The organism is Cryobacterium glucosi (assembly GCF_004402235.1).
GTDB classification, from domain to species: Bacteria; Actinomycetota; Actinomycetes; order Actinomycetales; family Microbacteriaceae; genus Cryobacterium; species Cryobacterium glucosi.
In genome coordinates, this window is record NZ_SOFS01000043.1 from 178,986 (window position 1) to 203,426 (window position 24,441).

The following is a 24,441-nucleotide window of genomic DNA, read 5'->3' on the forward strand; positions in this document are numbered from 1 at the left end:
TATCCACCGGTAAGTCCGGCCCAAACCGCAGACGGAGTTCCCCATGAAGGTCGGCATCCCCACCGAGATCAAGAACAACGAGAATCGGGTGGCCATCACCCCGGCCGGCGTGCACGAACTCTCCATCCGCGGCCACGAGGTCCTCGTGCAGGCGGGCGCCGGCGTCGGCTCCGGGTTCAGCGACGACGCCTTCCGCGTCGCGGGCGCGGCCATCCTCGGCACTGCCGCCGAGGTCTGGGCCGCCGCGGAGCTGCTACTCAAGGTCAAGGAACCCATCGAAGCCGAATACCCGCTGATGCGCGACGGGCAGGTGCTCTTCACCTACCTGCACCTCGCCGCGTCCCGTCCGACCACGGATGCCCTCCTCACCTCCGGCACGACGGCGATCGCCTACGAGACCGTCCAGCTCGCCGACCGCAGCCTGCCGCTGCTGTCCCCGATGAGCGAGGTCGCCGGGCGCCTGTCCGTCCAGGTCGGCGCGTACCACCTGATGAGCGCGAACGGCGGAAACGGCATCCTGCTCGGCGGCGTCGCGGGCACCCCCAAGGCGAAGGTCGTCATCATCGGCGGCGGGGTCGCAGGTGAGCACGCCGCGGCGAACGCCCTCGGCATGGGAGCGGACGTCACGATCATCGACCTCTCGATCGCCCGGTTGCGGCAGCTGGAGAACCGGTTCACCGGCGCCATCCAGACCCGCGCATCCACCCGCTACGAGATCGCGGAGCAGGTCCGTGGCGCCGACCTCGTGATCGGCTCCGTGCTCATCCCCGGGGCGCAGGCGCCGAAGCTCGTCACCGACGCCATGGTCGCCACGATGAAGCCGGGTTCCGTGCTCGTGGACATCGCGATCGACCAGGGCGGCTGCTTCGAGGGATCCCACGCCACGACCCACGACAAGCCCACCTTCGCCGTGCACGACAGCATCTACTACTGCGTCGCCAACATGCCGGGAGCAGTCCCCGCGACGTCGACCCGTGCGCTCACCAACGCGACCCTGCCCTACGTGATCGCGCTCGCCGACAAGGGTTGGAAGCAGGCCATCTCCGACGATGCCGCACTCGCCAAGGGCCTGAACGTGCACGCGGGCCGCATCACGAACGAGCACGTGGCCGCCGCGTTCGGCGCCCCGGTCCTGACCCTCGCGGAGATCGTCGGCTAGCCGACGGTCCAGGCTGCGAGGGACTCGACCGTGTCGAGGACCTCGCTGCCGTCGGCATCCGCCAGCTGGATGCGGAAACTCGTCGCGGCCCGCGCGGTGCACACCGTCAGGACCGCGCGGGCATCGCGGGCCGCATTCACCCAGCGCAGCTCGAGCACGTCCCTGCCATAGGCCGACCAGGTGAACTGGCCGTCGAACGCGGGATGGGCGGAACGGAGCCGCACGAGGCCGAGCTGGGCGCGGGTCACGTCGCTCGCGAGCGCCTCCTCGACCTCGGCGGCCGGGTAGCGGTGCCGGTTCACGTCACGCCCGCTCCCGGTCTCGGCGAACTGCTCCCGGTCGTCGAAACCGCCGAGCAGGCCGACGTAGTAGGTCTGCGGGCGTCCGGGCAGGAAGTGCTGCACGGCACGCGCGACCAGATAGGCGACGACGTCGCCGCCGAGCGTACTGAAGAACGTGGCATTGATCTGATGCGGCAGGGTCGACCATTCCGGCACGACCGAGGCGACGGATGAGTGCCCGTGCGTGGCTTCGGCGGCTCGCGCGAACACCTCCGCCATTTCCGCTTCGCTCAGCAGCCCCGGCCGTCCTCCGGCCGGACCGGCGTCGATCACGCCGATGCCGTCGTGGGTGTCGAGCACCGTGACCGCGTTGGCCGGACGGATCTCGAACCAGTGCGCGAGGCGGTCGACCGTGCCGGTGCCCAGGGAGTGCAACAGGAGCGGCGCGAGCGCGAAGTCGTAGACCCAGTCGACGAGGGGCGCGATCGCGAGCTGCTGGGCGTAGTGCCCGTGCACCTCGACGAGCACGGCGAGGTTCTCCGCGCGGGCGAGGTCCGTGACGACCTCGACGAAGGCGAGAGTCTCCGGGGTCATGAAGCTGTCGGTGCCCGGGGTCTTCACGGCGTAGCCGACCGCGTCGAGCCGCACCGTCGATACGCCGCCGTCGGCGAGCACGCGGAGCACCCGGCGCAGGTAGGCGATGGCGACCGGATTGGCGACGTCGAGGTCGACCTGGCTGGGCAGGAACGTCGTCCAGACGAGATGCCGGGAGCCGTCTGACCCGCGGTATCCCGTGAAGGGCAGTCCCGGCCGCGGTCGGTAGAACGCCGTCAGTTCGGCCTCGGTTGCGCCGTGCGGGAAGACGGTGCCATAGGTGAGGAACATGCCGTCCCAGGGCGACTCCGCGCCGCGGGCCAGCCAGTCGGTGAACTCCACCGAGGACGCCGAGACGTGGTTGACCACGAGATCGGCGGTCAGCCCGCGGTCGCCTGCCAGGTCGCGGACCTCGGGCCAGGTGCCGAGGCGCGGATCGACCGCCGTGTGGTCGACCGGGTCGAAGCCGGCATCCGCCCCGTCGAACGGCACGTAGAACGGCAGCACGTGCACACTGCCGAAGTCCCGCAGGGGCCCGTCGAGGAGCGCGGCCAGCGCGGGGATCGTGCCGCCGATGCGGTCGGCGTAGACGAGGAGTTCAACGTCGGTCATGGGTACCTGCCTTCCCTAGAGCCGCCACCCTACGCTGCACGGTCAACTCGCGGGTGAACCGAGGGGAGCTGCGGTGACCGCGGCGACAGGAGCGGCTCCGACGATGTGGGCATGGATTTCCTTCGTGAGCTCATGAACGCGCCGGGTGAGCTCGGTGTTGGTGAGCAGTTCCTGGTCGCTCATCTTGAAATCATGGTCGGCCTTCGCCTGCTGGAATCCGGCCTGCCGGTTCTGGCCGATCATCACGAACGTCGAGAGGAAGATGGCCTCGAGAGACACCACGAGGGTCAGGGTCGGCCACGGACTCGGTTCGAAGAACAGCATCCAGCCGGCGAACACGACGGCATGCAGGTAGACGAACCGCATCGATCCCGCGAAGGCCGTGACGGCATCCGCGATGCGCAGCTGCACACTCGCGGCACGACGCTTCGCCTCAGCGAGCACGATCGGGTGGTGGTCGCCGGTCGCCAGGATGTGCCTGGGGAGGATGGACGACAGGTGCGGGGTAGCCGCGGTGCTGGTGCTCATGCCCCGAGGCTACCCGGCGCGCTTGCTATTCGGGCACGACCAGTGCGGGGGTGTCCTGGCGCAGCGTCTCGCCGCGGAAGAAGCTCGGCCTGGCCAGGAAGGTGAGGCCCATGACGGCGAGTCCGAGTACGAGCAGGCCGACGCCGATCACGAAGACCAGTCCGATCCCGAAGAGCTCCGAACCGCTGCCGAAGTCGGGGCTCCAGGCGCTCACGGCGGTCTGCACGAACACGACGGTGAGGATCAGCCCGCCCGCCGCCGGCACCAGGAGCCGCAGGAAGAAGTTGCGCACGCTCGAGAACAGGCTCTGGCGGAAGTACCAGACGCAGGCGAAGGAGGTGAGTGCGTAGTAGAAGCAGATCATCAGCCCGAGCGACTGGATGGTGTCGTTCAGGACGTTGACGCTGATGATCGTCATGACGGCGTAGAACCCGGCCGCGATGGCCCCGGCTGCGATCGTCGCGAAGCCGGGCGAGCCGAAGCGCTTGCTGACCCTGGCGAAGTGCGGCGGGAGGGCGTGGTAGTGCGCCATCGACAGCAGGGTGCGGGCAGGGGAGGCCATCGTCGACTGCAGCGAGGAGGCGGAACTGGCCAGCACGGCCATCGACATCAGGATCGCGACCGGCCCCATCACGGGCCCGGCGATCGCGGCGAAGATGTTGCCCTGGTTGTCCGGGTTGCTCAGGCCGATTCCCTCGGCGCCGACGCCGGACACCATCATGGTGGCCACGATCAGCACGAGGTAGAGGCCGAGCACGACGAGGGCGGTCAGGGTGCCGGCCTTGCCCGCGGTCCCCTTCGTTCCCTTGGTCTCCTCGTTCACGGTGAGGCAGACGTCCCAGCCCCAGTAGACGAAGATCGCCAGGGAGATGCCGGCGGCCAGCTGGCTGAAACTGTCGACCCTGGTGGGATCGAACCAGGTCCAGTCGAAGGCGAGCGCGGTGGTGGACGCACCGTTCGTCGCGTTGACGATGGCCGAGACGCTGAAGATGAGGAGGACGACGATCTGGAAGCCGACCATGCTGTACTGCACGAGCTTGGTGGCGTGCAGCCCGCGGTAGCTCACCCAGACGGCGAGGGCCACGAAGACGAGACAGGTTGCGATGTTGATGAAGGTATTGTCGGCGAGCGCGGCGAGATCCGGGTTGGCGAAGACCTCGCCGAGGAAGACGTAGAAGAAGCTGACGGCCACGCCGGCGAGGCTCGAGAGCACGATGATGTTGGCCGCGAGCATGCCCCAGCCGCTCATCCAACCGACGAAGGGACCGAACGCCTTGGTGGTCCAGGTGAAGGAGGTTCCGCTGTCGGGGGAGTCGGCATTGAGCTCCCGGTAGGCGAGGGCGACGAGGATCATCGGGATGAACGCCAGGATGAACACGGCCGGCAGCTGCTTGCCGACCTCGGCAACGGTCGCGCCGAGCGAGCTTGTGAGGCTGTACGCCGGGGCGACGGAGGAGATGCCGAGCACGACGACGGCGAGCAAGCCGAGCTGCCCGCCTTTGAGGCCCTTCTTCGTGATGCCGTGCTTGCTCCCCGCCGCGTCGTGCAGCGTTGAGCTGTGCACGAGGTGGACGTCGGTGAACGGCTGCGATGAGGTCGGCGCCGACCCTCGGGTGGACTGCTGGGTCATGTGTGGTCCCTTTCCTCGGGCCGGGCGCATCGACGCGCGAACGGCCCGTTCGGGTACTGCGGTGTATCCGATGGACTAAATGAATTGAGTTCGTTTATTCTGGGGGTGAGTCAGGCGGATTGCAAGCACTTACCGCAGATTCACCGGCGGGCGCCAGAGCGGCGCGTGTGGTTAACCGCAAACTTGCGTGGTAATTCGCAGGTAAACCGCCTTTTTCCGGCGCTCTGCTTGTTCGGGTATCAATCGCTCAGCACACTGGGCGCAGGTGCTGGGATTCCAGGATCAGTCACGATTCACGAGGAGCACCTCCCATGACCGGATTTTCGCTGGCCCCTGCACGCTCGCTCAGGCTCATCGCGGTCCTCGCCGCCGTCGCCGTGGGCATCACCCTCGGCGCGACCCCGGCGCGCGCCGCTGTCACGGACCCGCAGACGGTCGTCAGCCTGACCTTCGACGACGGCAACGCCGACCAGCTCGCCGCGGTGGCCACCCTGAACCAGTTCGGGATGAAGGGCACCTTCTTCATCACCACCGGCTTCATCGACAACCCCGGCTGGCTGACCAGGGCAGACCTCACGAGCATCGCCGCCGCCGGTCACGAGATCGCCGGCCACACGGTCACCCACCCCGACCTCCTCACCCTCCCCCCGGACGAAGCCACCCGGCAGGTCTGCCAGGGCCGGGCGACCCTCGCCGACTGGGGCTTCCCGACGCGAAGCTTCGCCTACCCCTTCGCAACGGTGGATGCCGCGACCGAGGCGATCGTCCAGGCCTGCGGGTTCAACAGCGCCCGCGGCCTCGGCGACATCGACACCCGGTTCGGCTGCACGGGCTGCGGATTCGCCGAAACCATTCCTCCGGCCGACGCGTACCTCACCCGCGCCCCCGACGAGGTCGACACGACCTGGACCCTCGCAGACCTCGAGAACACGGTCACGAACGCCGAGACGGCGGGCGGGGGCTGGGTGCAGCTCACCTTCCACCACCTCTGCGCCGGAAGCTGCGACGCGCTCTCCGTCGACCCAGCGGTCTTCGCCCAGTTCGCTGCCTGGCTCTCCACGCGTGCCGCATCCAACAACACCACGGTCAAGACCGTCGGAGACGTCATCGGCGGCGCCGTCAAGCCGGTCGTTCCCGTCACGACGACCTCGACAGTGGCCCCCGGTCCCGGCGTGAACGGGGTGGTCAACCCGAGCCTCGAGACAGCGGGAACCACTGGCCTCCCACAGTGCTGGGCCGTCGGCGGTTTCGGCACGAACACCGCGGCCTTCAGCACGGTCTCCGCCGCGCACACCGGCACCAAGGCCGAGCAGCTGGTCGTGAGCAACCTCGTCAGCGGCGACTCGAAACTCATCCTCACCCAGGACCTCGGCGCCTGCGCCCCCACGGTCACCCCCGGGCACACCTACTCCCTGCGCGCGTGGTACACCTCAACGGTCACCACCCAGTTCGACGTCTATCTGCGCAACTCGATCGGCAGCTGGAGCTACTGGACGTCGAGTCCGTACTTCCCGGCAGGCTCCGCATACGCGCAGGCCCTCTACACGACGGCGGCCATCCCGGCCGGCACGACCGGACTGAGCTTCGGCCTCAACCTGATCCTCAACGGAACCCTCGTGACCGACGACTACGCCCTCTATGACAGCGTCGGCGCCCCGGGAATCCTCGTGCCCGCCACCCCGACCGTGACCGGTTCCGCCTCCGTCGGCAGCACCCTGACCGCGGTCCCCGGCGCCTGGTCGCCGGCCACAGCAGCCTTCGCCTACCAGTGGCTGCGTGACGGCGCGGACATCCCCGGGGCGACATCCGCCACCTATACGCCCGTCGCGGCCGACCTCGGCACGGCCCTTTCGGTGCGCGTCACGGGATCCGCGCCCGGTTACCTGCCGGTCTCCGCGGCGGCGACCTCGGTGCCGACCGCCGTCGTCGTCGCCGGTACTCTCGTCGTCGGCACCCCCACGATCACCGGGACGGCCGCCGTCGGCGCGCTCCTCACGGCGATACCGGGCACCTGGGCGCCGGCCGGCGTGAACTTCGCCTACCAGTGGCTCGCCAACGGCACGCCCATCGCAGGGGCCACCGCCGCCGGCTACACCCCGGTCGCCGCGGATGCCGGCACGACGCTCACCGTGCGGGTCACCGGCACGGCGCCCGGCTACCAGCCCGCTTCAGCTGTCTCTGCGCCCACCGGTGCGGTCGCGGCCGGCGGGATCGGAACGGCCACGCCGGTGATCTCCGGGACCGCTTCGGTCGGCGCGGTACTGACCGCGATCCCGGGCACCTGGACGCCTGCCGGGGTGGGTTTCGCCTACCAGTGGCTCGCAAACGGCACGGCCATCTCGGGCGCCACGTCGGCCGGCTACACCCCGGTCGCCGCGGATGCCGGAGCGGCGCTCACCGTCCGGGTCACCGGCTCGGCGCCCGGCTACCAGCCCGCGTCAGCGGTCTCGGCGCCCACGGCACCGGTCTCCCTCGCGACGGTCACCCGGGTCGCGGGAACCGACCCGTACTCGACGGCGATCGCCGTCTCCCAGGGCTTCGCGCCCGGCGTCTCCCGCGTCTACCTCGTCAGCGGCACGAGCTTCGCCGACGCCCTCAGCGCCGGGCCAGCCGCCGCGCACTTCGGCGGCCCCGTGCTCCTGACCGGTCTCACCGCGCTTCCGGCAGGGGTCAGGGCCGAACTGGTCCGGCTGCACCCGGGCAAGATCGTCATCGTCGGCGGAACCGCAAGCGTGTCCGCGGCGGTCTCGGCCGAGCTCGCGGGCATCGCACCCGTCGCACGGCTCGCCGGCGCCGACCGGTACGCCACCTCCCGCCTCGTGGCAGCGGATGCCTTCGGCAGCCTCGCGGCGACGGCCTACGTCGCGACAGGGGCCGACTTCCCCGGAGCGCTCGCGGCAGCATCCGCCGCCGCCCGCGCGGGCGCACCGGTCGTTCTCGTGCCGGCCGGCGGCTTCCTGCCCGACCTCGCAACGGCCGCCCTGCTGCGCACCCTGCACACCAGGACCGTGAAGATCGCGGGCGGGACGGCGGACGTGACGAGCCTCACCGAGTTCTGGCTGAAGCTGCAACTCGGCGGCGCCTCGGTGACCCGGTACAGCGGCGCAGATCGCTACGCGACCAGCGCGGCGCTCAACCTCAACGCCTTCACGTCCGCGACGACGGTGTACCTCGCGAGCGGAACGAGCTACCAGGATGCCCTGGTCGGCTCGGCGCTCGCCGGGGCGAAGTCGGCTCCGCTGTATCTCACGCCCGCGACGTGTGTGCCCCGGGCGACGCTCACCGCGATCACCCGCCTCGGCGCGACCCGGGTGGTCCTGATCGGGACGGCGACCGCCCTCACCGGTGACGTCGCGGCGCTCAAGCCGTGCCCGTGAGCCAGTGATGCTCCGGGCGCCGCACGACCCGAGGCGCCCGCGGCAGCTCGCACGGCACGACAGGCCGGGCGGATGCTCAGGGTTGGCGCAGGCCGCCGATCCGGTCGACGAGGGCCTCGAGTCCGAACTCGAACGCGACATCCGCCCGCGCCCTGCCCGCGTTCTGCTGCCCGTGCCGCACCGCTGCGCTGAAGATCGGACTCGACTCGGCGAGCGCACCGGTCTCGAATATGTCGGCCGGAGCCGTCACATCGAAAGCCGCGCCGAAGATGAACGACTCGAGTGCGACGATCGAGGGCACGATCTGTGCAGAAGGCACCCCGGCGGAGGACAGTCCCGCCGCGACGGTCTCGTACATGCGCAGGGTTTGCGGTGCGCCCGTGACCGGGAGCACCGCAACAATCGAGATCAACGGAACGTGCGTTGCGAAGATGTCCCGGTACGACCAGGCCCAGCGGCGCAGGGCCGTGTCCCACGGCTCTGAGCCGAAGCCGGCCACATCGACCATCGTCATCACGTGGTCCTGCAACCACTGCAGCACGACGTGCTTCGATGCCGCGTGGTTGTAGAGCGCGGAGGGAGCCACTCCCAGACTCCTGGCCAGGCCGGACATCGTGAAACTTTCGTAGCCGGCCGCCCCGATCAGCCGGAGGGCCGCAGCGGTGATGCGCGGTTTCGTCAGAACCGTCTCAAGCGGCCTTCCGGCCCTGCGGTGACCGGCGTCGTCTGCGTCGCTCATCGGGCTCTTCTCTCGGTGGGCAGTCTCGGTGGATGGCGTCGTTACAGTACATCACCCTGGTGACGCATCACCCAGGCGACGACACGGGGTCAGATCGCACTGTCGAGGAGGACCTGGACGAGGGCGCGCGTGGCAATCACTGTGGTGTGCTTCCTGGGCGGTCGTGCTGACCTGTTGTGGGGGAGTCCGCGGGACCCGGCTTCTGCAGCCTGCGCTTGCGCCGGCGGTGACGGACCCACAGCAGCACCCCGGCGCCGGCGAGCAGGGCCGCGAACACCAGGATCCAGAATTTCGAGGTGGCGTAGTCGAGAAGGCCCGGTGCCGGAATCGTCGTGAGCTGGGCGCCGGCCTCGAAGAGCACGGCGGCGGGCTTGGCAGAGCCGTCGGCGCGGAGCAGCCCGCCGGCATCCGTCTTCGTGTCGGCGAAGGCCGCCACGCTGAGGCGGGACAGTCCGGCGCGCTCCGCGGCCAGGAGTACCCGGGCGACGTCGGAGGCCTGCCGTGCCTCGGTCTTCGGCAGGGGTCCCCAGCCGCCCTCGGTGCTGAGCCCGGTCACCGTCAGCAGCACGGCCCGGTCGGGGAGCGCGGCGCGCACAGCCCCGATCGCTGCGGTCGGGTCACCGCCTCCGGTCAGGTGCAGGGACACGGCGTCGACCAGCCGGGCCATCGACGGATCGGCCGCGGCCGCACTCGTCGCCCAGGAGACGGTCTGCGGCGTGCCAGGGTCGAGCTCCCGCAGGACGGAGCCGGCGTGCAGGAGGAACGCCCGGATCTCGGCGGGGCTCGGAGACCCGGTCGTGCGCTGCTCCGGCCGGTCGGCGAGGTCCCAGAGGGCGAGGGCCGGTTGGCCGCGCACCGCGGTCGCGATGGCCGTGAGGTGGGCGTCGGCAGCGACCCAGTTCGCGGGGGTGAGGTCGGGGAAGCCGTCGAAGAGGACGAGGTCGACCCGCAGTCCGTGCCGGTCGGCCTGCTCGAGCAACGTGATCAGGCCGGTGATGGCGTCGTCGGTGGGTTTCGCGCCGCCCAGCTCGGTGTACGGGAGCGGAACCCGGATGGTGTCGAAACCGAGGGCCCGCAGGCGGGCGAAGTCGGCCCCCAGGGTGGCCGGGGCGAGCAGGGTGGGGGCGGGAATGGGAACGACGGAGGGCGCAGGGGTCGGGGTCGCGCCGGGAGTCGGTGTCGGTGTGGCGCTCGCCGTGACGGCGACCGGAAGGACGGGCGCCCAGCCGGCCGGGCGGTACTCGGTGGCCAGGCTCGCCGGCACGGTGAAGGGTGTCGTCGTCGGGGTGCCGGTGATCGCGGTCGCTCCGGCGGCATCCGTCGTCAGTGTGGCAGTGTCGCTCCCTGCGGAGCGCCGGAGCTGGCGGATGCGCCAGAAGCCGTCTTCGAGCACCATCACGACGTCGTAGCTCTCGTGGCTGAGCAGTACCGTCTCATTCAGCCCGGTGCCGACCGTGCGTGCGATGTTCGCACCCCCGTCGTGGAAGGCGACGGTCGCGCCGTCGAGGGCGTAGAACTCGAGTTCGAGGGAGTGGCGCAGGTCCCAGGTCGCGCTCGGGCCGGTGCGGGGCAGATCGAGCACGGCACGCCGGGCCGCCCCGCTGAAGGTGTCGTTGACGGCAGGCCGCTCGCCCGTGGACTGGAAACGCCCGATCGCGGCCCAGGCCCGGATATAGCTGGCTGCGATCATCATGCGCGTCGCGGGCTCGAGCACTCGTTCGCGCTGCCACGCGTCTGGCAGCCAGCTGACGAGCTGGCTTGCGTTGACCGGAACCGTCGCGACTTCGTGGAGCCCGGACGAGACCTTCGCCCCTGTCGAACTCTGCAGCGTGATCTGCCCGCTGAGCACGAGGAGCCCGACGGTCGCGGCGACGAGGCCGAGGCCGAGCAGCGCGGCGATCAGCCGTTTGATGCGGCTGCGCCTGAAGTTCCCCGGGACGCGGACCGGGAGCCTGGGCCTCGTCATCGGAGCGTCTCCACGTTTTCTGCGCCGAGCACCGAGACGGTGACCGTGACCGGACTGACGAGCGGCCTGGTCGCGACGAGGATGTCGAGCACGCCGTTCACGAGCCCGGCGCTTGCGGAGCCGGCCTCGCCGATGGCGTCGACCACGGAGACGCGGGCCGTCGTTCCATCCGGCACGAATGTGCCGCCGAAGCGGTTGACCGGGCCGATACTCACGAAGACGCCGGCGTCGACCAGGCGTGCGCTCAGGTCGACAGTACCGACGGTGGCCGCGAACGGCAGTGTGAGGGCGCTCGCCGAGTGCACACCGCGACAGAGCCCGGTGATCTGGAACGCGCCCGGCGTTCCCGGCGCCTGCAGCGAGAGCTGGGCGACGCCGGAGATCGTGGCCGCGGTCGTGCGCCCCGCGCCTTCAGGGCCCGTCCATTCCACCGTGACCTGGGTGCCGTCCGGCTCGACATTGCCGAAGCGATCCCGCAGCACGGAAGTCCGGATCGGGACGAGCGTCTGGCCGTCGGCCCCCGCGTTGGCGGCCAACACGGGCTCGACGGGCTCGAGTGAGAAGGGGAGCGGTGGCCCGGCGACTTCGTCGAGGCTGACGCTCGGTCCGGTCACGGGACCGGAAGCGACCCAGACCTGGCCACGACCGGCCAGGGTGCCCGAGACGAGTTCCTGGAAGGCGAGCAGGTGCGACACGACCGCTCCGCTCGAACTCCGCACTCCGACGGGGTTCTCGCGGGAGACCAGCACCGGTGAACCCTCTGCGATGGAATTACCCCAGGCGTCGACAGGGATCGTGACGACCATGGACAGGTCTGCGGCGTCGGCCACGATGGAGCGAGCGCCGACGACGGCCTGTATCGGGCCGACCGCGGCCCCGGGGGTGAGCTCGGTGGCACCCCGCACGACCGTTCCACCGGAACTCGCCACGAGGGTGACGGACCCTGCGCTGCGGGTCAGGGCGACCGGAAGCCGGAATTCCGCCGTGTCGTCGACACTCACGGCGGTGAGCACGAGCTGGCCGAGCGAACCGATCGCGACGAGTTGCACCGTCGCGCCGTCGGCGGCCCCCGCGACGGTCACCGGAATCTCCGCGCCCGCCGGCGCGGTCGGCGCGACTTGCAGCACGAGGGCGGTCGCAGCGTTCTGTGCTGCCCGCGCTTCCGCGCGGGAGCCGGCTCCGGAATCCGTGGGGAGCCCGATCGCCAGGCCGAGGGCGAGCGTGACGATCAGGCCGACTGCGCGGCGCGTGCCCGGCCGCGTCACGGCTGGCTCGCTCTGGCGTAGGTCGTCGCCGTGAGAGACAGCCCGGAAAAGCCCGTATCGGCGGGCAGGGCGATCGAGGCGGCGAGCGCGGATGCCGGCGGAGAGTGGGCAGGACCCGCGTAGCCGGTCGTCGGCACCCCGGAGGCTGCGATCGGGGTGCGTGACGCGAGCGGAATGCGGAAATCGCTGACCGATTGCGGGGCGATGCTGTGCTCGAGATAGGCATGATCGACCCAGGCCAGGCTGCCGTCCGCTGCCGTATAGGACACCAGGAGGTGCGGAACGGAGGCTTCCACCGTGCTGTCGTTGCGCAGCTCGCCGAGAACGGCGTAGCCGTCGACGGCCGAGCCGGTGAGCCGCAGGTGCTGCACTTGCAGGCCGCGCGCGCTCGCCCGCGGGGTCACGACGGCGCGGGCGTAGACGGCCACCGACGACACTGTCGCGCCGGCGGCGAGCACGAAGGGGGTGATCGTCTGAGGGTCGAACTCGACAGGGCCGTGGATATTGGAGGACGTGGCCGGTGCTGCGACGGTGACGCTTGTCGCGGAGGGGGGCGTCACCGCCGTCGTGTCCTTGAGGCCGCCGTCGGCTTCGAGGCCGTAGTCGCCGGTACCGGCGATGCTCTGGAACTCGATCCGGAAGGGGCTCGTCGCTCCGGGCAGCAGCTTGTGAACGAGTACCTGGGCGGCATCCCAGCTGGCGAGCAGCGCGCCGTCCTGATCGCGCAGCTGCGCTTCGACGGTGACGTCTGCGGGGTCGACGTCGGTGTTCGTCACCTCGCCGATCACGACCCAGCGACCGTTCACGAGCAGGGAGCTGACGTTGCCGAGGGTCAGCTCGGGCCGGTCGAGCACGTCCATCGTGGAGGTTCCGTCCGAGCTGAGTGCGCGACGACCCTGGGAGAGGAAGCCGACGGCGGGTCGGCTGGTGAACTGGTCCGGCGGAGACGTCGCGTCTCCGGCGGGAAGGTCGATGAACCAGCCGGTCGGTTCCTGGATCAGGGTCACAGGGGTGATCACCCGATACGACTGCAGGGAGGTGAGATAGTCGAGGGTTGCGGTCATCACCTGCCTGCCCGGGGTGCTCGAGGCCGGCACTGCGGTGACGGATGCGAGCTTCGCGAAGGAGGCGACAAGGCCTCCGTCCCTGCCGAGTTCCTGCTGGTACACCGTGTAGTCCGGCCGGGTCGAGGGATCGAGCAGGGCGTATGCGGCGGCGAAGCGGCGGAAATCGAGGTGTCCGTAGTAGTCCTCGACGACTTCGGCAGCCGTGGGCTGGCGCGGCTTCGCCACTGCGAGGGCGCCGCCGGCAGCGACCATGACCAGCATCAGGGTCACGACGGCCGCCTGCCAGCGGCGGCGGCGCTTCCGGACCCGGGCGCGTGCCCGCGTGCGGAGGCGCGGCAGTGCCCCGCCCCAGGGCAGCCAGCCGCCGGCCGGGGGCGCGGGCTCCTCGGTGTGCGGGATGCGGTCGCTCGCCCCGGCGAGGGCGGCGTCGACGGCGCCGACGGCGCGGGTCACCGGGCTCGTGAGCTTCTTCAGTGCGGAGCGCAGGAGGCGGGCGGCCGTGCGGGGCGGGCGGGCGAGCATCCGTCGCAGCCTGGCCGGCACGACACGGCGCACGACGGCGCCGACGCCGGGCACCCGCGTGGGCGCTCCGATCAGGGACCACACCATGAGCACAAGCGCCAGGGCGATGGAGGCGGGCGGGATCAGTCCCCACCACAGGCGCTCCCAGAGCGGTGCCTGGTGCGAGACCTCGTTCGTCGGCAGCGGGGCGACGTCGGAGCGTTCCCAGATTTCGATGCCGTTCTCGAGCGGACCGAGGTCGGTCCAGCCGCTCGCGTCGAGCAGCGGGGAGTAGAAGGCATCGTTGCTGAAGACGTATTTGAGCGAGTACCGGCCGGGCACCGCCAGGAACTGTTGCAGGCTCCCGATCCCGGGCACACCGGAGTACTTCGCGCCCTCGAGGCGCTCGATCGGCCGGGACGTCAGCTCGGGCAGCTGCCGGGCAGAGTGATAGTCGCCGTCGACGGTTCCGGCGGTCATATTGGTACCGAGCCAGGCCATCTGGTCGCCGAATCCCAGTGTGAGGTACCGCCACTGGGAGTGCTGATCCTTGTTCATGAAGGTCGTGATCGGGGTGACGTCGATCGGGGCAGGCTGGAATGCCCGGTACTGCGTGAGGTTCGCCGCGTAGAGGGTCGTGGTGAGGTGTGCGGCCAGCAGCAGGCCCGGAAGGACCACCGAGAGCGTGCGCCCGACATGCGCGAGCAGCCAGGCTCGGATCGAACCGTTCGTGACGCTCGACACGAACTGACCGACGAGCGGCAGGATGGAGATGGTCGCCCAGAACGTGAAGCGGTCGAGTGTGAGGATGTCGTACGCGCCGCCCAGGAGGATCTTGGGAAATGGCGTGGTGCCGCCGGTGCCGAGGAACGCGAGCACGCCGAGGGAGAGGGTGAGCGGCCACGCCTTGCCCGCCATGCCGCGAATCAATGCGTATGGCAGCACAAGCAGCGTCGTGCCCCAGGGGATCAGCCAGAAGACCAGGCCGGCGTTGACATTGACCAGGAAACTGTCGCGGCTGGCGTGCGGGATGGAGACCTGGGTGATCGGGTCGCTCTTGGAGTACAGCCAGTACGGAAGGACGACGCAGAGCAGGGCAGTGACCACCAGCGCCCCGAGGATCCCGGTCCGCACGAGGGAGGGCATCACCCGGCGGATCCGGCGGGCGATCAGCGGCCAGAGCAGCCGGAAGCTGAACCGCGGCGGGTGTCCGTCCTTTTCGCCGGCGAGCGGGGTGCGCACGGCGAACACGAGTGCCCCGAGCAGGACGGGCCCGAGGAAGAAGAGCGATCCGAACAGGGTCGTGACATGGTGGCAGGCCGTGGTGGCCATGATGCAGCCGACCCCGGCGAGCAGGGCCTTCCGGTTGCCGGTGCGCACCCAGGTATTCGCGAAGGGCAGCCCGTTGAGCAGGAACCCGAGCGAGAGCGTGGTGGGAAGCTGGCCGAAGACGTGCACGGTTTCAGCGATGGACGACGCCAGCACCAGGGCGATGGCCGCCCAGCCTGCTGAGGTGCGGTTGACCCAGATGCCGCTCCAGCGGTAGACCCCGATGGTGAGGTTGAGGAGGGCGAAGACCTGCACGACGACGAAGCCGGGGCGCAACCCGATGATCTTGCTCAGGGCCGCGATCATGAAGTGGCCGCCCGGCGGGTAGCTCAGGGTAGAGAACCCGGTGTACCAGCGGGTGTCCCAGCTCGAGAACCAGTCTCTGGCGTAGTGGTCGGCGAAGAAGATGTGCACGTAGGCGTCGTAGGTGCGCTGGTAACTTCCGGCGAGCAGCAAAGAGCCGTGGAACACGAGCACGAGGATGAGCGCGATGAAGAGCAGGCGGTGGCGGCGCACGAAGCCCTTGCGCGAGCGCCCGTCCGGCGCTTCTTCCGGCCGGTGCACCCTCGCCTTCTCCGCTGCCGGAACGGGGACCGGGGCCGGCTCCGTCACCAGGGTCATGGCGTCGGAGTCTCCGGCGACGAAGGACTCTGAGACGAAGGACTCTGAGACGAAGGACTCTGAGACGAAGGACTCTGAGACGAAGGACTCTGGGACGACGGACTCTGCGACGACGGGAGGGCGAGGTCGACGACGAGGCGGCGGTGGTCGCTCCCCGCGCTCGTCTGGTCGGTCACGGCGACGACCGTGACCTGTTGGCTGACGAGCAGATGGTCGAGGCGCATCAGCGGAGGAACGACGCCGTCCCAGCGTGGCCAGGTCGCCCCGAAACCGCGGCCGGACTCCACGAAGGCGTCCCGCAGCCCGGTGGCGACGAGCCGCCGCAGCGGCGCATGGTCGAGGGTCGCGTTGAAATCGCCCGCGAGGATGAGGGTGCCGGTGTCGCTTGCCGCGATCCGGGCCAGCTCGGCGTACTGTCCCCGCCAGAGCACGGTGTTCTCCGAGGTGACGGGTGCTACCGCGTGCACATCGATGATCCGTACGAGTCCTGCGGGCGTGTGGATGCGCGCCTCGAGCATCGGGGACCCGGCTACGTCGATCGGGCCGCCGTCTTCGATCGGCAGGCGGGAGAAGATCGCCGAGCCATGGTATCCGGGGAGCGCGTCGAGGATCCGTTCCGGGTAGGCCGCCCAGAGCGGCGAGGCGGCGAGCGTGGCCAGGTGTTCGGGGGTGACCTCTTCGAGCACGATCACGTCGGCATCCGTCGCGACGAGCTCGCCGGCGAGGGTGGCGAGCTCGGTGTTGTCGAGGAGGACGTTGGCGCTGACGATCCGGAGCGGAGTGGCGCCGACGGGTGCCGTGCGCGGGCCGTTCCATCCGATGGCCGGAATCAGCAGGGTGGCCTGCACGACAACGAGGGCGAGCGCAACCGTGCCGAGGGCGAGTGGCCACCGGAGGCGGGCCGGCCCGTCGGAACGTCTGCGGGCCCGCCGGGCCCGTCGCACGAGCACGATTCCCGTGCCCGCGAGCAGAGGATACGCCGGGAGGAGCAGCCACACCGTGATGCCCTGCACCCCGATCAGCAGTGGTTCGGTTTCACTGGACAGCGCCCGGATCAGGGCGCTCGCGGTCATGCCGCCTGCTGCCAGCCAGCCGAGGCCGCACGCAGTCCTGGTCAGGGCACGCGTGACGCCGCGACTCACCGGTCCCTTTGGCGCGGCAGGATCGTCGCGAGGCACTCGGAGAGCGCGCGGGAGCTGATCGGCTTGATCAGGTGCCCATCGATCACGCTCGCGAGGTCGAGTCCGACAGAGGAATGTTCCACGATGCCGGTCACGAGTACGAAGAGCGGGCGAGCCGGCGCCGGTGGCAGCGCGTTCAGCAGGTCGACACCGGTGCCGCCCGGCATCGAGAAGTCGGAGAAGATCGCCGTGAAGGTGCCAGACCGGGCGAGCGCGATCGCCGGGGCGACATCGTCGGCCTCGGTGACGTCCCAGCCCGCCCTGCGCAACATATGGGAGAGGACGAGGCGGGACACGGTTTCGTCGTCGACGACCAGGGCCGTGTTGGACAGGGATTCGGCGGTCATGGCGCGGCCTCAGTCGTCCTGCTGCTGCGGCAGCATCCGGAAGATCTGGTCGAACTGGGTGAGCCGGAACACCCGCATCGCATTGTCCGAGTCCGGACGCACGAGTACAACGTCGCCACCGTGTGCCCGGCAGGAACGCCGCTGCCAGACGAGCACGGCGAGGCCGGCACTGTCCACGAAATCGACGGCAGCGAGGTCGAACACGATCTGGGGGCATCCGGCTATGTCGGACTCGTCGAGCCGGGCGCGCAGGTCGGATGCGGCGACGGCGTCGAGTTGACCGCCGAGCGTCACAACAGTGAGTCCGGCGGCCGGCGTCGCGACGCCGACCGTGAGGCCGCTGTCCCTCGATGTGCGGACGGTGTCTGGATCGATCATGGCTGGTGCTCATTTCCGGTCTTCTGGGAGTCGGCCGGCGGGGTGCGGTTGACGCGGAGGGTCCATCGGTTCCCGGCGTCGACCCGGCGGTAGTCGAGATCGTTGACGAGTTTGCGGACCAGCATGAGGCCGTATCCGCGTTCCTGGGGAACCCCGGCCACAGGGATCCTGACCCCGGCCGGGTCGAAGGGCAGGCCGGGATCGGTCACGCAGATCTCGACGACGGAATCGGTGATTCCGGCGCTGAACCGGATCTCCGCAGCGACCGGCAGGCCGGCGTGGTCGATGATGTTCATCGCGACCTCGTGGACGGCGAGTTCCAGGCGTGCGGCGATCGCGCCGGCCTCATCGTCGGGGAGCTCGCCGAGCACCCCGTGCAGCCACGGACCGATCTTGCGGACCATCGCCGTTGTGCCCTCGATGACAAGCTCGGTCGGGTCAGCTGACGCGGTCATGAATCGCCTCCACGGCTCGGAGGATGACGAGGGTGCGGTCATCGGAGGGCGGGGTTCCATCCGCGTGTCTTTTCACGGCATCCAGAATATGGTGTCCGAGCCGCTCGGCGGACTCTCCCGGGAGCTCGGCACAGAGTTCGGCCAGACGGTCGTAGCCGAGCATCACCCCGCTGGAGTTCTCCTGTTCGGCGAGTCCGTCGGAACCGAGCACCAGTGCGTCGTTCCGCTGCAGGTCGAAGCGCACTGTCCGACCTCGTGGCTCGGGTAACACGCCGAGCGGTGGCATTGACGCCGGAATGAGCGTTATGATCCCGTCCAGGACGAGCATCACCGGGGAATGGCCGGCGTTGCACACGTGCAGGGCGCCCGTACTGGGCCGGTATGCGCCGAGGGCGACGGTGATGAACAGTCCGACATCGTCGAGATAGTCGTAGAGTTCGATGCCCATCGCGCACATCGCCCCCGCAGGATCGTCTGCGTCGTGGGTGAGGAAGGCCACCCGGGCGGCGCTGACGGCACGCGTCATCACCATCGCCGCGGGAAGACCCTTTCCGGCGACGTCGCCCACGGTGAACCACAGCACATCGCCCACCACGGCGAAGGCGAAGAAGTCCCCGCCGGCAAGGCTCGCCGGAATGGTGTCGGAGAACACCTCGACCCCGGAGAGGGTCGGCGCAGGCTGGGAGAAGACTGCCTGGGCAAGGCTTGATGCGACCTGGTGCTCGCGCTCGAAAGTGGCGCGCTTGATCTCGAGGAGATGCAGCCGGGTGAGCGCGAACTGCATGTCGGCGGCCGCAACCGCCGCCCTGACGAGGCGCAGGTCGCCCGTGGTGTAGACCGGTCCGTTCGTCCTGAGGAATGCGAGCGCGCGGATGCCCCCGCTCTGGTCGTTGAGGGGTGCGATCACAGCGTTCCCCTGGCCGACGAGTCTCGGCTCCGGGTCATCAGTACTCTTCGTCGCCTCGCGGATGACCTCCGTGAGCTCGGGCGAGTCCGAGGACGGCCCTCCCGTGGTGTGCACCAGGCGATCGTCGACCATCGCGACGAGGTCCGACGCGGTCAGTACCCTGGCTTGGTCGAGCAGGTCGCGAAGCGCCTCGGACCTGCCGAGGGTGCTCAGGTTCACCTGGGTGAGCGCCCGAAGGGCAATCAGGTGGTCCTGGCTTGTGATCAGGGCTTCCGTGACGTCGTCCTGGGCGGAGTAGATCCCGTGGATCGCACGGCGGATGGCGTTGGCTGCGTCGATGGCGTCGGGGGCCGCGTCCCCGGAGACGGTCCAGTCGGAACCGGGCGGTCGGTGGATCTCGCCGGCCCCGGCCGCCACAAGTAAGCGCTCGAGAGCGGCGTCGGCGAGGTCGCTCTCGATCAGGTGGGTTTCGGGGGAAGCGGGGGTCATGATGTGGTCGTGGTCGGGTCCGTCCGGGACTCCAGGGTGAAGACCTGCTGGAGTTCGGTCAGTTCGAGGATGATCCGGACAGGGTCGGAGACGTTCACGAGGATGACTTCGCCGCCGATTGCCTTGGCAGCCTTCTGCGAGCGCAACAGTTCGGCGAGGGCGCTCGAGTCGACGAACACGACGTTCGAGAGGTCGAGTCGCAGGGTCGCGTTCTCCGGTCGGATCAGGAGGTCGACGACGTTGCGGAAGTCCGCGGTCTCGTGGGCGTCGAAACGGCCGGCAAGGCTGACTGTCGTGTGGCCGATTCCGGATTCGGTGCGTATTCTCATCGTGATTTCCTATTTGATCGATGCGACGGATGCGGGGGACGAGGCTCGCGAGACCGGTGAATGGCCGGTGACGGTGTACCCGCCGCGCAGGTCGTGGACCTTGATCTTGACGAGGTCGGCGACGAACTGCAGGCTCACCTTGGCGGCGTCGACCGTGGAACCGGGCGCGTCGATCCATTCGACGGGGACTTCGGCCGTGGTCAGCCCAAGACGCCCGGCGAGGTAGATCAACTCGAGATCGAAGGAGAACCCATCGACGACCTGGAGGGTGAACAGCGACCGGGCCGCCGGGGCGGTGAAGAGCTTGAAGCCGCACTGCGTGTCCGCGATCTCGATACCGAACCCGACGGACACCATCACGTGCAGGCCCCGGCTCAGGACCTTCCGCAGGGCGCTCTTTCCGCTCACCGCCGCGCCGGCGGCTGCCCGCGAGCCGACGACGACGTCGTAGCCGGCATCGATCTTCGCCATGAGGTGGTCGAATTGCTCGATCGGCGTTGACTGGTCCGCGTCCGCGAACAGGATGAATTCACCGCGGGCCGCGAGCATTCCCCTGCGGACGGCGTCGCCCTTTCCGGTGTTCTTGGCGGCGACGAGCACGGTCATGTTCGGAAAGCGCAGGTCCTGCAGGAGGGAGACTGTCGTGTCCGTGGAGCCGTCGTCGGCGATGATCAACTCCCAGGGCTCGCCCCTCGAACACATGTGGGTGGCGATTGCACCGACAGTCGGCAGGATTCGCCACTCCTCGTTGTATGCCGGAATGACGACCGAGACGCGCGGCGGCACAGTCGACTTCTCGGTGACCCACTTGCGATAGGCCTGGTAGGTGCCGGTTTCCGCGGTCATCGGGGCAACCCTTCTTCGGTGGGAATGTGGGGGGAAGATCTGGTGAGGAGGTGCCGGGCGGCCATCACGCCGAGCAGGAGCACCATCGCCACGAATTGCACGATGATCAGTTGCGCGGTCGACTCGTGCCAGACAAGCAGCAGCACGAGCTGCACGACGGATGCTCCGAACAGCAGCCAGGACTGGGTGTTGCGTCCCTGCGACAACTCGTGGCTGGCTACGAGGTTTGCAACGGCGAAGAGGGTCGTCATCCCCGCGTATGCGGCGAGGGGCGCCGAGAGGTCGCCGTAGGCCGGGCCGAGAATGAAGCCCAGCACGGGACCGCCCAGGACCAGCGCGCCCAGTGTGCACGCGGCACCGATCCCGGCGACGGCCGCTATGCCGCCGGTCAGCAAGGACCCGGTGTCACCGCCGCTCGCGTGCCGTCGAGCCACGACAGGGAACACGACGGTCGCGACCGACCACGCCAGGAAGAACACCGCCCGCCCGACGAGAGCGATCGCGGCGTAGATCCCCGCGGCATCCGGGGAGAAGAATGCCTTTGCGACGAGCACGTCGCTGTTGTTGGCGATGATCTGGCCGATCAGGAGTACCGACACCAGGGCGGCGTAGCTGCGCACCGTGACCAGGTCGGGGGCGGTACCCGTGAGCCCTGGTCCGGTCCTGGCGAGCAGCTTCACGGCGAGCCACGTGGCGACGAACGACGCCGTGAGACCGATGGTCGCGCCGTTGACACCGAAGCCGAGTGCGACGAGGGCCACACCGCAGCCGAGACGCACAACCATCTCCACCACGAAGGACGTGGCGAGACCGGGGAAGCGCAGCCGGCCCTGCATGACACCACGACCGACGGACTGCACGAGGTAGAACGGCATTCCGGCGCCGAGGATGACGAATGGCCAGAACGACGCGGTGTGGAAGACCTGCGACCAGAGGGTGCTGCCTCCGGCGAGGATCGCCCCGGTCAGGATGCCGGCACCGAGCGCATAACCGCGCAGGGTGCGGGCGAGCCGGTCGGAGCGGTCCGGCTCGCCGGACTCGTCATAGATTCCGACGAAGCGGGCCGCCACGAGCTGCAGGCAGAGCGCGATCGAGGTGATCGTGAGCATGAGCGTCACCATCAGGTTGGCATCCGAGAACTCGGCGGGGGTCAGTACCCGGCCGAGGAACAGGTTGAGCACGTAGTTCCCGGCATTGGCCACGATCATGGCCACGGCAAGAGCGGTACCGCCGCCCACCAGGGAGGGAGTCCGTGAGGAAGGTTCCGCCGTCATCGCATGGCCCGCCTGTCGAGCAGCCGCTGGATGTGGATCAGGTGCCAGTGCACGACCTCGGACATCGGGATGCCCGAGGCGGCCGCGAAGTTGCGGCGGCCGAGGGACACCCGCTGTTCGGGGTGGTCGAGCACCTCGGCCAGGGCGTCGGCGAGGCTGGTCGCGTCACCCGGTTCGAAGTAGACGCCGAGGAAGCCCTCTTCTTCGATGATGTCGATCAGGTCGCCGATGCGGGGCAGCACGGCGGCACGACCATACTCCCCGGCCTGGTGCAGCACACCCGAACTCCCGGTCGTCGACGTGTACGGGAAAGCGACGACGGTCGCGGCGGAGAAGAGCGGCGCCACCTCCTCCTCGGCGACATAGCCAGTGAAGACGAGGTCAGGCAGATCGGAGAACCGTTCGGCGACCGACTGCATGTAGCCGGCGGAATTCGGGCTGTCCGTACCCGCGAGCACCAACTCGAGGTCGTCGTACCCGCGGTCGAGGAGCTCCTGGTATGCCTCGACGAGCACGTCGACGGTCTTGTACGTGCCCCATTTGCCGAACGCGAGGATGCGCCGGCGTCCGTCCGGTATGCCGAAAGACGGGAATGCGACCTCCTCGAAGCTTCCGTGCGGTGCGAGGAGCGCGTTCGTCGCGCCGTAGCTCTCCTGCAGGTATTCCACATAGCGCGGGATGGTCAGCGCCACGAGGTCGGCGCGGAGCAGGGCGCGGGTGAGGATGCGTCCGGCGAACTTCATCAGGCGCGCCGTCGTCGCGGAGCCGGCGAAGCCGGCATCCTGCATGTCGACGTTGTCCGCGAGGTTGTGCAGCACGACGACGGTCGGTACCCGGAACAACCGCAGCACGGCCGGGATCAGCAGCCCGAGTGCCCCGGGGATGCGCTTGTCCCCGAAGGTGGCGAACTGGAGGTTGAAGAGCACGGCGTCCGGGCGTGTGCGCCGGATCGCCCGGGTGAGTCGCACGATATTCGTGACGCTGTTGAAGGTCCAGCTCGGATAAGCCGTCACGCCGTCGAGGGGGGCCGGACTGCCGGCATCCGTCACGTCGGCGTACAGCAGCACCTCGCCGACCTCGGCCTGCCGGGCGAGGTGTTTGACGAGGTGGAAGCCGAACTCGTTCAGGCTGTTGCGGCCCGGGGGAAAGGCCGTGACGACACCGACCCGCAGTTTCCCGCTCATCGGGCCGGGACCAGGTCCGACGGCGTCAGAGCGTGTGGGCTCATGCGTACCCCCTGTGGATCGTGAAAACCGTAACGGCGCTCGCCGACGGTTGTGTTGCACTCAATGGCCTGCCCAACGAGCTCGGAACCGAGCACATCTCGTGGTGAAACCGGGCAGTGCACCACCTGACTTACTCCTGTGTTCGCGCGGTGTCTTCGGGGGTACCGTGCAGACACAGTATGACGTATCCTCAGGGGGAATTGTATGCAAATCTGGTCGATCCGGAATGTGCACATACCTACCCGTTTCCTCGTTCGACCAAGAAGAGAGGCCCCAGACATGGGACCTGACCGCACCGGCTCCGACCCGTCGCACTCGTCGCCGCGCGACGCGTTCGTGATGCCTCGGCTGATGCTTGTTGCCTTCGTCGTGGTGGGCCTGGGGATCGCCGCCTATGCCTGGGCCACCGTGGCCACCGACGTGGCGGAACGTCCGGTCTGGGTCGACTACACGTACTACCTCGGACTCGAATTCGCGGTGGCGGGCCTCGTCCTGGCGCGCGTCATTCTCGTGAAGTCCGAACGACTCGCCTGGGCCTTGCTCGGCGCGGCGATGCTGTGCATCGCCGCGGCAGACACTGCCGAGTCGATTCTCTTCCCGCCGCGGGCTCCCCATACGGCTTCCCTGGCAGCCATCATTTTCTTCGCCCTCTTCCTGGTGTTCTCGGTGTCGTTCCTTCTCGTTCTGATGCGGCGACGGCTGAACCCGACGTCGGCGACCGTGTGGCTGGATGGTGTCATCGCCGGACTCGGCCTCGTGGCGGTTGCGGCGGCGTTGCTGTTCCGACCGGTGTCGGACATCGTCCTGGACGACATCCTGGGACTCGCATACCCGGTCTCGCCCCTGATCCTCGTAGCCCTGCTCGTGTGCGCCCTCACCGTATACGGCCGACGCCCGAGCCGGGCGTGGTTCCTGCTGGTCATCGCCTTCCTGGGCTTCGCACTGGCCAACACCTTCCTGGTGGCCGGCGTCGCCGACGGCACCTATGTCCGGGGCGGAATCGTCGATGTCGCGTGGCCCGTTGTCGGCGTCCTGCTCGGTCTCGCCGCATGGAGTCCTGGCGTTTCGGCCCTGCCCGACCGCGCGAGTGCCACGCTCGCTCTCGCCGCACCCGCGATTTTCAGCATCGGCGCACTCTGCGTGATCGTCGTGAACGAGTTCGTGCCGCTCGCCTCGCTTGCCGTCTTCGTCTCGTTCTGCACCCTGTTGGTCGGTGCGGTGCGCCTGGTGCTCGCGGTGCGGGATGCTGATCGGTTGCGGGTGCGGCAGGTGGAGTTGAATGTGAGTCTGGGGTTGGCGCGGGATGCGGCGTTGGCGGCGACGACGGCGAAGTCGGCGTT

General features: G+C 69.1%; 19 protein-coding genes. 3 read left to right on the top strand and 16 right to left on the bottom strand.

Annotation, left to right across the window (positions count from 1 at the left end; all coding sequences use genetic code 11):
* Nucleotides 1-43: 43 nt before the first annotated feature.
* A complete protein-coding gene (ald, locus tag E3O46_RS16950) occupies nucleotides 44-1,159 on the top strand; it encodes an alanine dehydrogenase (protein WP_134558307.1) in 1,116 nt (371 codons plus the stop codon).
* On the opposite strand, the gene E3O46_RS16955 is transcribed toward ald, so the two are convergent.
* From E3O46_RS16955 to E3O46_RS16965, 3 genes are read right to left on the bottom strand one after another with little or no spacing between them, the layout of a single operon-like run.
* Complete coding sequence (locus E3O46_RS16955) at nucleotides 1,156-2,646, bottom strand: alpha-amylase family glycosyl hydrolase (protein ID WP_134562136.1); 1,491 nt, start codon at nucleotides 2,644-2,646, stop codon at nucleotides 1,156-1,158. The genes ald and E3O46_RS16955 overlap by 4 nt on opposite strands.
* Nucleotides 2,647-2,688: 42 nt before the next feature.
* Entirely contained in the window at nucleotides 2,689-3,174 is a 486-nt protein-coding gene (locus E3O46_RS16960; protein ID WP_134562137.1) for a DUF1003 domain-containing protein, read from the bottom strand.
* A gap of 25 nt (nucleotides 3,175-3,199) precedes the next feature.
* A complete protein-coding gene (locus tag E3O46_RS16965) occupies nucleotides 3,200-4,804 on the bottom strand; it encodes an APC family permease (protein ID WP_134449102.1) in 1,605 nt (534 codons plus the stop codon).
* A 311-nt stretch (nucleotides 4,805-5,115) separates the two neighbouring features.
* Between E3O46_RS16965 and E3O46_RS16970 the strand changes: the two genes are divergently transcribed.
* Nucleotides 5,116-8,181: a cell wall-binding repeat-containing protein gene (locus E3O46_RS16970; RefSeq protein ID WP_134562138.1), complete on the top strand. Its 3,066-nt coding sequence runs from the start codon at nucleotides 5,116-5,118 to the stop codon at nucleotides 8,179-8,181.
* Nucleotides 8,182-8,257: 76 nt separating this feature from the next.
* On the opposite strand, the gene E3O46_RS16975 is transcribed toward E3O46_RS16970, so the two are convergent.
* From E3O46_RS16975 to E3O46_RS17035, 13 genes are all read right to left on the bottom strand, one after another.
* Entirely contained in the window at nucleotides 8,258-8,920 is a 663-nt protein-coding gene (locus E3O46_RS16975) for a TetR/AcrR family transcriptional regulator (protein WP_134449100.1), read from the bottom strand.
* A 136-nt stretch (nucleotides 8,921-9,056) separates the two neighbouring features.
* The gene (locus tag E3O46_RS16980) at nucleotides 9,057-10,886 is read right to left on the bottom strand and encodes a hypothetical protein (protein ID WP_134562139.1); all 1,830 of its coding nucleotides are present in this window, start codon (nucleotides 10,884-10,886) and stop codon (nucleotides 9,057-9,059) included.
* Nucleotides 10,883-12,151 carry a hypothetical protein gene (locus E3O46_RS16985; RefSeq protein WP_134562140.1) on the bottom strand — a complete coding sequence of 423 codons (1,269 nt, stop codon included), beginning with the start codon at nucleotides 12,149-12,151 and terminating at the stop codon, nucleotides 10,883-10,885. Before E3O46_RS16985 ends, E3O46_RS16980 begins: the two co-directional genes overlap by 4 nt.
* The gene (locus tag E3O46_RS16990; RefSeq protein ID WP_134562141.1) at nucleotides 12,148-15,669 is read right to left on the bottom strand and encodes a hypothetical protein; all 3,522 of its coding nucleotides are present in this window, start codon (nucleotides 15,667-15,669) and stop codon (nucleotides 12,148-12,150) included. The genes E3O46_RS16985 and E3O46_RS16990 overlap by 4 nt, the downstream gene beginning before the upstream one ends.
* Entirely contained in the window at nucleotides 15,666-16,811 is a 1,146-nt protein-coding gene (locus E3O46_RS16995) for an endonuclease/exonuclease/phosphatase family protein (protein ID WP_134562142.1), read from the bottom strand. The genes E3O46_RS16990 and E3O46_RS16995 overlap by 4 nt, the downstream gene beginning before the upstream one ends.
* Nucleotides 16,808-17,197 carry a response regulator gene (locus E3O46_RS17000; protein ID WP_134449095.1) on the bottom strand — a complete coding sequence of 130 codons (390 nt, stop codon included), beginning with the start codon at nucleotides 17,195-17,197 and terminating at the stop codon, nucleotides 16,808-16,810. Before E3O46_RS17000 ends, E3O46_RS16995 begins: the two co-directional genes overlap by 4 nt.
* A 9-nt stretch (nucleotides 17,198-17,206) precedes the next feature.
* Nucleotides 17,207-17,575, bottom strand: coding sequence for an STAS domain-containing protein (locus E3O46_RS17005; RefSeq protein WP_134562143.1), 369 nt, complete (start codon nucleotides 17,573-17,575; stop codon nucleotides 17,207-17,209).
* Nucleotides 17,572-18,030 (bottom strand): ATP-binding protein, encoded by a 459-nt coding sequence (locus tag E3O46_RS17010; RefSeq protein ID WP_166787369.1) that lies wholly within the window; start codon nucleotides 18,028-18,030, stop codon nucleotides 17,572-17,574. Before E3O46_RS17010 ends, E3O46_RS17005 begins: the two co-directional genes overlap by 4 nt.
* Nucleotides 18,014-19,426: a PP2C family protein-serine/threonine phosphatase gene (locus E3O46_RS17015; protein ID WP_134562144.1), complete on the bottom strand. Its 1,413-nt coding sequence runs from the start codon at nucleotides 19,424-19,426 to the stop codon at nucleotides 18,014-18,016. Before E3O46_RS17015 ends, E3O46_RS17010 begins: the two co-directional genes overlap by 17 nt.
* Entirely contained in the window at nucleotides 19,423-19,755 is a 333-nt protein-coding gene (locus tag E3O46_RS17020; protein WP_134559335.1) for an STAS domain-containing protein, read from the bottom strand. Before E3O46_RS17020 ends, E3O46_RS17015 begins: the two co-directional genes overlap by 4 nt.
* 9 nt (nucleotides 19,756-19,764) lie before the next feature.
* Nucleotides 19,765-20,601: a dolichyl-phosphate beta-glucosyltransferase gene (locus E3O46_RS17025; protein WP_134562145.1), complete on the bottom strand. Its 837-nt coding sequence runs from the start codon at nucleotides 20,599-20,601 to the stop codon at nucleotides 19,765-19,767.
* Complete coding sequence (locus E3O46_RS17030; RefSeq protein WP_134562146.1) at nucleotides 20,598-21,875, bottom strand: oligosaccharide flippase family protein; 1,278 nt, start codon at nucleotides 21,873-21,875, stop codon at nucleotides 20,598-20,600. Before E3O46_RS17030 ends, E3O46_RS17025 begins: the two co-directional genes overlap by 4 nt.
* Nucleotides 21,872-23,059, bottom strand: a complete 1,188-nt coding sequence (locus E3O46_RS17035; RefSeq protein WP_134449088.1) for a glycosyltransferase — start codon at nucleotides 23,057-23,059, stop codon at nucleotides 21,872-21,874. Before E3O46_RS17035 ends, E3O46_RS17030 begins: the two co-directional genes overlap by 4 nt.
* Before the next feature lie 321 nt (nucleotides 23,060-23,380).
* Here E3O46_RS17035 and E3O46_RS17040 point away from each other — a divergent pair.
* On the top strand, nucleotides 23,381-24,441 hold a 1,061-nt coding region (locus E3O46_RS17040), incomplete at its 3' end, for a class-II aminoacyl-tRNA synthetase family protein (protein ID WP_198413733.1).